7 protein-coding genes, 1 pseudogene and 1 riboswitch are annotated in these 6,928 nt (G+C 75.6%); of the genes and pseudogenes, 5 read left to right on the top strand and 3 right to left on the bottom strand.

Features of this window, described 5'->3' with window-relative positions:
- Positions 1 to 134: 134 nt before the first annotated feature.
- A complete protein-coding gene (locus tag C5507_RS21675; RefSeq protein ID WP_207225617.1) occupies positions 135 to 1,088 on the bottom strand; it encodes an ABC transporter substrate-binding protein in 954 nt (317 codons plus the stop codon).
- A 55-nt stretch (positions 1,089 to 1,143) separates the two neighbouring features.
- Positions 1,144 to 1,281, bottom strand: a riboswitch (adenosylcobalamin (AdoCbl) riboswitch).
- A gap of 40 nt (positions 1,282 to 1,321) precedes the next feature.
- The gene (glgA, locus tag C5507_RS21670) at positions 1,322 to 2,512 is read right to left on the bottom strand and encodes a glycogen synthase (RefSeq protein WP_104530557.1); all 1,191 of its coding nucleotides are present in this window, start codon (positions 2,510 to 2,512) and stop codon (positions 1,322 to 1,324) included.
- 73 nt (positions 2,513 to 2,585) lie between these two features.
- Here glgA and glgC point away from each other — a divergent pair, with 73 nt between their 5' ends.
- The gene (gene glgC / locus C5507_RS21665; RefSeq protein ID WP_104530556.1) at positions 2,586 to 3,806 is read left to right on the top strand and encodes a glucose-1-phosphate adenylyltransferase; all 1,221 of its coding nucleotides are present in this window, start codon (positions 2,586 to 2,588) and stop codon (positions 3,804 to 3,806) included.
- Entirely contained in the window at positions 3,806 to 4,426 is a 621-nt protein-coding gene (locus tag C5507_RS21660) for a 2'-5' RNA ligase family protein (protein WP_104530555.1), read from the top strand. The genes glgC and C5507_RS21660 overlap by 1 nt, the downstream gene beginning before the upstream one ends.
- A 9-nt stretch (positions 4,427 to 4,435) precedes the next feature.
- Here C5507_RS21660 and C5507_RS21655 read toward each other — a convergent pair whose 3' ends face one another.
- Positions 4,436 to 5,110 (bottom strand): O-methyltransferase, encoded by a 675-nt coding sequence (locus C5507_RS21655; RefSeq protein ID WP_165400412.1) that lies wholly within the window; start codon positions 5,108 to 5,110, stop codon positions 4,436 to 4,438.
- Positions 5,111 to 5,364: 254 nt separating this feature from the next.
- Between C5507_RS21655 and sigE the strand changes: the two genes are divergently transcribed.
- The 3 genes and pseudogenes from sigE to C5507_RS22925 form a co-directional block, all read left to right on the top strand.
- On the top strand, positions 5,365 to 5,955 hold the full coding sequence (gene sigE, locus C5507_RS21650; RefSeq protein WP_242610898.1) for an RNA polymerase sigma factor SigE: 591 nt from the start codon (positions 5,365 to 5,367) through the stop codon (positions 5,953 to 5,955).
- Positions 5,952 to 6,518 (top strand): zf-HC2 domain-containing protein, encoded by a 567-nt coding sequence (locus C5507_RS21645; RefSeq protein ID WP_104530554.1) that lies wholly within the window; start codon positions 5,952 to 5,954, stop codon positions 6,516 to 6,518. The genes sigE and C5507_RS21645 overlap by 4 nt, the downstream gene beginning before the upstream one ends.
- A 110-nt stretch (positions 6,519 to 6,628) precedes the next feature.
- Positions 6,629 to 6,928: pseudogene (locus tag C5507_RS22925) on the top strand (S1C family serine protease); the annotation flags it as partial.

Genomic DNA, 6,928 nt, shown 5'->3' with positions numbered 1-6,928 from the left:
CAGCGCGCCGATCAGCGCCGCGACCGCGCCGGCGAGCGCCAGCGGCGTCCGTCGCCGCGACCGCGCGGGGGCGGGTGCCGCCGCGCGGTCGGACCGGGCGCCGCCGGTGCTCGTGGCCATGGCCGAGGTGTCGCTCAGTCCGCGAGGGTCGTGGCGACGGCCTCGACGAACTCGACGATCCGCGGGCCCCACCGGGAGGCGATGTCGTCGTTCGCCTCGAGCACGCGGCCCTCCGTGACGGCCGGGACGGTGTCGAAGGCCGGGCGCTGCGCGACGGTCTCCGCGCTCTGGTCGCAGCACACGGTGTCGGCCAGCACGATGAGATCCGGCTGCTGGCCGACGACGTACTCGGCCGACAGCTGCGGGTAGCCGCCCGCGGCCTCGGGGGAGCCGTCGGCGATGTTCTCCAGCCCGAACAGCTGGTACACCTCGCCGATGAACGTCCCGCTGGTCGCGGAGTAGTAGGTCGGGTCGAGCTCGTGGTAGACCCGCAGGCCCTCGGTGCCCTCGCCCGCGGCGTCGACGGCCTCGGCGATCCGCTCCCGCATCCCGGCGACGACCTCCGCGGCCTCCTCGGCGTGGCCGGTGGCCTGGCCGAGGGTCTCCAGCTGCGCGTAGCTGTCCTCGAGGCTCTCCGCCGCGCCGAGCAGCAGGGTGGGCACCTCGAGGCGGTCCAGCGCGTCGACGATGCCGTTCTGGTCGTCGCTGAGCACCACCAGGTCCGGGCCGTACCCGGCGATCGCCTCGGCGTTCGGCGTGAACGACGACAGGTCGGTGACCGGCGCCTCGGCCGGGTGGTTCGAGGTGCTGTCGACGGCCTCGACCTGCTCGTCGGCGCCGATGGCGAACAGCATCTCGGTGGCGGTGGCCGACAGGACGACGATCTGCTCCGGCTGCTCGTCGAGGGTCAGCTCGCCGTCGTCACCGGTGACCGTGACGGGGAAGTCCCCGCCGGCCGAGGACGTCGTGCCGGAGGAGGAGGGCGCCTCGTCGGAGCCGCCGCAGGCGGCGATGGCCGGGGCGAGGGCCAGGAGTGCGGCGACGGGCACGAGCCGCCGGCGGAGACGGGTACGGACGGGGTGGGACAACGGGGCCTCCGGAGGAGGCGGCGAGCGTCTCGCAGTTGCGCCGGACCGGCGCGTGATGCGCGACCCTTGCCGCGAGGGTCGGAACACGGCGCAGGGCAGGCGATCTGACTCGGGCCCTCGAGGCCCTCACAGTTGCGGGACAGCGCCGGAATCCCACCGGACTTCGCTGCCGGAGCACCGCCGGAACCTGGTCCGGCGGCGAGGACGCTAGCAGGCGACGCCGGTGGCGGCGGTCAGCCGCGACCCTCCAGGACGGCGGCGTAGACCTCCGTCGTGCGCTGCGCGATGGCCGGCCAGCCGAACTCCGAGAGCACGCGCTCCCGGCCGGCCGCACCCATGGCCGCCGCCCGCCGCGGGTCGGCCAGCAGCTCGGCGGTGCGGGCGGCCAGACCGGCGGCGAACCCGGCCGGGTCGTCCTCGTCGTAGGGCACGAGCAGCCCGGTGCGGCCGTCGTCGACCACCTCGGGGATGCCGCCGACGGCGCTGGCGACCACCGCGGTGCCGCAGGCGGCGGCCTCGAGGTTGACGATCCCGAGGGGTTCGTAGACCGACGGGACGACGAAGACCGTCGCGCCGCTGATCAGGGGCACCAGCTGCTCACGGGGCAGCATCGCCTCGATCCAGACGACGCCGCTGCGGCGGGTCTGCAGCTCGGCGACGGCGTCGGCCACCTGCTGCCGCTCGGCCGGGGTGTCCGCGGCGCCGGCGCAGAGGACCAGGCCGACGTCGGCCGGCAGCTGCTCGGCGGCCGCCAGCAGGTGCATGACGCCCTTCTGCCGGGTGATCCGCCCGACGAAGAGCGCGTAGGGCCGGTCGGGGTCCACCCCGAGCCCCCGGACGACGTCCGGGTCGTGCACCGGCCGGTAGGCGTCGGCGTCGACACCGTTGCCGACGACGTGCACGCGGGCCGGGTCGAGGTCGGGATAGGCGTCCAGGACGTCGGTGCGCATGCCCCGGCTGACGGCGATGACGGCGTCCGCCGCGAGGTAGGCGGTGCGCTCGACCCACGAGGAGAGCCGGTAGCCGCCACCGAGCTGCTCGGCCTTCCACGGTCGCCGCGGCTCCAGGGAGTGCGCGGTGACCACGTGCGGGATCCCGTGGACCAGGGCGGCCAGCATGCCCGCGCCGTTGGCGTACCAGGTGTGGCTGTGCACGAGGTCGGCCCCGGCGAGGGCCGCGGCGATCTCCACGTCGGTGCCGAGCGCCTGCAGGGCGCCGTTGGCCCCGCGCAGCGCGGAGGGCACCGCGTGCGCGGTGGCCCCGTGACCCGGCGTGCCGGGCTCCCGCGGGGCCCCGAAGCAGTGCACGTCGAGGTCGGGCGCCGCCGGCAGCGACCGCAGGGCGGCGACGAGGTGCTCGACGTGCACCCCCGCGCCGCCGTAGACGTCCGGCGGCCACTCACGCGTGACGATCCCGATGCGCACGCCGTCACCCTAGGGGGGAGGTCCCGGCGGCTGGGTGGGGCGCACTCCCCGAGCAGCGGATACGGTGCGTTCCATGCGTGGCGGTCCTCGGGTTCTCGGCATCGTCCTGGCGGGCGGTGAGGGGAAGCGGCTGGCCCCGCTCACCCAGGACCGCGCCAAGCCGGCTGTCCCGTTCGGGGGCAACTACCGGCTCATCGACTTCGTGTTGTCGAACCTGGTGAACGCCGACATCCGGCAGATCGCCGTCCTGACGCAGTACAAGAGCCACAGCCTGGACCGGCACATCACCACCACGTGGCGGATGTCCCAGCTGCTCGGCAACTACATCACCCCGGTGCCGGCCCAGCAGCGGCTCGGCCCGCGCTGGTACACCGGCAGCGCCGACGCCATCTTCCAGAGCCTGAACCTCATCTACGACGAGCGGCCCGACATCGTCGTCGTCTTCGGGGCCGACCACGTCTACCGCATGGACCCGGCGCAGATGATCGACCAGCACCTGCGCACCGGTGCCGGGGTGACCATCGCCGGCCTGCGGGTGCCGCGCCGCGAGGCGACGGAGTTCGGCGTCATCGACGCCGACGCGGAGGGCCGGGTGCGGGGATTCCTGGAGAAGCCCGCGGACCCGCCGGGCCTGCCGGACTCGCCCGAGGAGAGCTTCGCCTCCATGGGCAACTACGTATTCTCCACCGACGCGCTGCTCGAGGCGCTGCGGACCGACGCCGCCGACGCGAGCTCCGTGCACGACATGGGCGGCTCGATCATGCCGATGCTCGCCTCGGCGGGGGAGGCGTGGGTCTACGACTTCTCCACCAACATCGTCCCCGGGGCCACGGAGCGCGACCACGGCTACTGGCGGGACGTCGGGACGATCGACGCGTACTACGACGCGCACATGGACCTGGTCTCGGTGACCCCGGTCTTCAACCTCTACAACGACCGCTGGCCCATCTACACGCTGCCGCCGCAGCTGCCGCCGGCGAAGTTCGTCCTGGGCGGCCGGGCCGAGGAGTCGATGGTGAGCGCCGGCGCCATCGTCGGTGGCGGCTCGGTGCACAACTCGGTGATCTCGCCCGGTGTGCGGGTCGAGCGGGGCGCCCGGGTCGAAGGCAGCGTCGTCATGGACGGCGCGTACATCGGCGAGGGGGCGCACGTGCGCCGGGCGATCCTGGACAAGAACGTCGTCGTACCGCCCGGGGCGCGGATCGGCATGGACCCCGAACTGGACCGCGAGCGCTACCACGTCAGCGCCGGCGGGATCACCGTGCTGGGCAAGGGAGCCCGCGCCTACCTCTGATGCGGCCCCGTCCAGAGGCTCGCCCCGAACCCGCCAGGGGTGAGGAGGACGGGGTCCTTTCTCCCCCCACCCCTGGCTCCGCTCGGGGTGGATCCCTGCACGGGGGCCGTTCCAGCACCGCACCCGCCCCGCTGGTCGTCACGCTGCTGCTGGACGACGAGGCGCAGGCGCGGTTCGACCGGCTCCGGGCCGAGCACTTCCCGCTGGAGCGCAACCACCTGCGGGCGCACGTGACGCTGTTCCACGCGCTGCCGGGCGAGCACGTCGGCGCGGTCCTGGCCGACCTGCGGGCGGCCGCGGACCGGGCGGCGTTCGAGGTCGACGTCACCGGCGTGCGCTTCCTGGGGAGGGGAGTGGCGTACTCGCTGTCCTCCGCGGAGCTGTCCGGGCTGCGGAAGGACCTCGCCGGCAGCTGGGAGCACTGGCTCACCCCGCAGGACCGGCAGCGGCACGCCCCGCACGTGACCGTGCAGAACAAGGTGGAGCCCGCCGTCGCGCGGGCGCTGCACGACCGGTTGACCGCCGGCTTCGTGCCCTACCGGGTGCGCGCCCGCGGGCTCGGTCTGTGGCGCTACCTCGGCGGCCCGTGGGCGCCGGTCGAGGAACTGCCGTTCGGCTGAGAGCGCGGGTCAGCCGGCAGGGGCGGCGGCGCGCTTGGTGGCGACCATCAGGCCGGCACCGATGGGCAGCACCGCGGGCAGCACGGTCTCGTCGTCGCGGATGGTCCGCCCGATCTCCCGCCAGGCGACCGTCTGCGGGTCGCGAGCGGTGCGGTCGGCGATGCGCCCGCCCTCGAGCAGGCCGTGGAGGGTGAGCGTGCCGCCCACCCGCACCAGGGCCAGCAGGGCCGCCAGGTGCTCGGCGTACTCGCGCGGCGGCCCGGCGCAGCAGACCATGTCGTAGGCGCCTGGGGACAGCCGGGGCAGCACCTCGCCCGGGGTGCCGAAGATCAGCCGCGCGCGGCTGGCGGGCACCTTCGCCTCGGCCAGGGCCTGGCGGGCGGCGCGCAGCTGCTCCGGGTCGCCGTCCAGCGCGGTGAGGACGCCGTCGGCACGCATGCCGCGCAGCAGCCAGAGGGCGGCCAGCCCCCCGCCGCTGCCGACGGACACCACCGAGCGGGCGGCGGTCGTGGTCGCGAGGACGGCGAGCGTGGCGCCCACCGCGGGCTCCACCGGGGGAGGGCCGGGCAGGAAGTGCGCCCGGTGCCGGGCCGCGGCCATCTCGGGGGATTCCCCGGCGAACCGGTCGGCGTACGCGGCGCCCGGATGGGTGCCGCTGCCGGGCGGCGGTTCCTGGGCGCTCATCAACACACCTCCGGTGACGGAGCGGAACGGCTCCGCCGTGCTCCAGAGTTCCTGCTCCGGCCGAGGGTAGTGGCCGGGTGCCCCGGCGCCGCGTGCGGACGCGGCACCTGTGCGTCTGCTGGGAGTTCCGGTGCGCGGGAACACGGGTGTGCCGTCCGTCCGTTGATCGGCACGTGCGCGTGAAGCGAGGTCTGTCCGCCCGGACCGCCGGGACCGAGGAGGTCGCCGGAGCCCCGGTCTGCGATCCTGGTGCCGTGTCCGAGGCCACTCCCGTGCAGTCCGCGGCCCCCGCTGCGGGTCCGGACGGCTGGGTCGCGCCCTCCTGGGAGCAGGTCGTGCGGGACCACTCGGCCCGCGTCTACCGGTTGGCCTACCGCCTGTCGGGCAACGCCCAGGACGCCGAGGACCTCACCCAGGAGACGTTCGTCCGGGTGTTCCGCTCGCTGGCCGACTACTCGCCGGGCACCTTCGAGGGCTGGCTGCACCGCATCACGACCAACCTGTTCCTCGACATGGTCCGGCGCCGGCAGCGGATCCGGTTCGACGCCCTGCCCGAGGACACCGAGCGGCTCCCCGGTCGGGCCCCGAGCCCCGAGCAGGTCTACGCCGACACCCACCTCGACCCGCAGGTGCAGGCGGCGCTCGACGCGCTGCCGCCCGAGTTCCGCGTGGCCGTGGTCCTCTGCGACATCGAGGGCCTGACGTACGAGGAGATCGCCGCAACGCTGGGCATCAAGCTCGGCACCGTGCGCAGCCGCATCCACCGCGGTCGCGTGCAGCTGCGCCAGGCGCTGGCCCACCTGGCGCCCCGTCGTCCGGTCGTGCCCGGGGAGGTGGGGGCGTGAACATCCAGGAGAGCCACCTGGCGCAGGAGGCCATCGCCGCACTCGTCGACGGCGAGCTCGCCGCCGCCGCCGCCGGGCGCGCCGCCCGGCACCTGGCCGGCTGCGCGCAGTGCCGGATGGCCGTGGAGGCCCAGCGCGAGGCCAAAGAAGCCCTGCACGGCTCCGCCGACGTCGCCGTCCCCGGTGACCTCGTGTCGCGGCTGTGCGCCATCCCCTTCACCGCCGACGTGCCCGGGGCCGGTGGCGGCCCGGGGGCGATGAGCGCCGCGCCGGGGGAGCTGACCCTCTCCGGCGGCAGCGGCTCCTGGTCGATCGACCTCGCCCCGCAGGAGCACCGCCGGGGCGCGTTCGGCGGCCACTGGCTGCGGCGTGGCGTGACCGGCACGCTCGTCGGGCTCGGCGCGGGCGTCACCGCGCTGGCGCTCAGCCTGCCCGCCGACCCGGCGACCCCCGGTCCGGCAGCCGACTCGCGTCCGGAGCAGCACACCGAGGTGGCGCCCCCGGTCCTGCGCACCGTCACCGTGGGCTCCCCCGGTGCCGTCGGTCAGGGCGGCCCGCCCTGACCGGTCCCGAGGAGCGCCCGGCCGACGGCCGCCCGGAGGCCGTCTTCACCCGGCCGGACGGGCAGTCCGGCGGCTTCGACGCGACAGCCCAGCGGCTGTCCCCGCGACCGGTGGACGCGCCGCCCGCCAGCCCCGCCCAGGCCGGTGCCTTCGGCCGCCCCGCGACCGTCGAGGGGAGCTTCTCCGGCGACCGGCCCCCGCTCCCCGCGCGCCCCGTTCCGCCGCCCCCGCCCGAGGCGCTGATCCGTGCCTTCGGGCCGCCGGCGCCCGGCCGGGGTGGCTTGCAGGACCCGCCGTCCGGGCGCCCGGGCCGGCGGCGCACCGCCGCGGGGCCGTGGTGGAAGGCCGACGCCCGCAGCGATCCCTGGCGCGACCCCGCCGCCCCGGCCGGGCTCGGCGCGCCGGCCGTG

It is taken from the genome of Blastococcus saxobsidens, from assembly GCF_002938435.1.
GTDB lineage: Bacteria > Actinomycetota > Actinomycetes > Mycobacteriales > Geodermatophilaceae > Blastococcus > Blastococcus saxobsidens.
The sequence above is the reverse complement of the archived record's forward strand: the minus strand, read 5'-3'. Positions and strand labels throughout refer to the sequence as shown.

What these genes read in the sequence shown, in the direction of transcription:
- glgC (WP_104530556.1), top strand. Translation starts at nt 2,586, where the DNA reads ATGCGTGGCGGTCCTCGGGTTCTCGGCATCGTCCTGGCGGGCGGTGAG.
- C5507_RS21660 (WP_104530555.1), top strand. Translation starts at nt 3,806, where the DNA reads ATGCGGCCCCGTCCAGAGGCTCGCCCCGAACCCGCCAGGGGTGAGGAG.
- C5507_RS21655 (WP_165400412.1), bottom strand. Translation starts at nt 5,110, where the DNA reads ATGAGCGCCCAGGAACCGCCGCCCGGCAGCGGCACCCATCCGGGCGCC.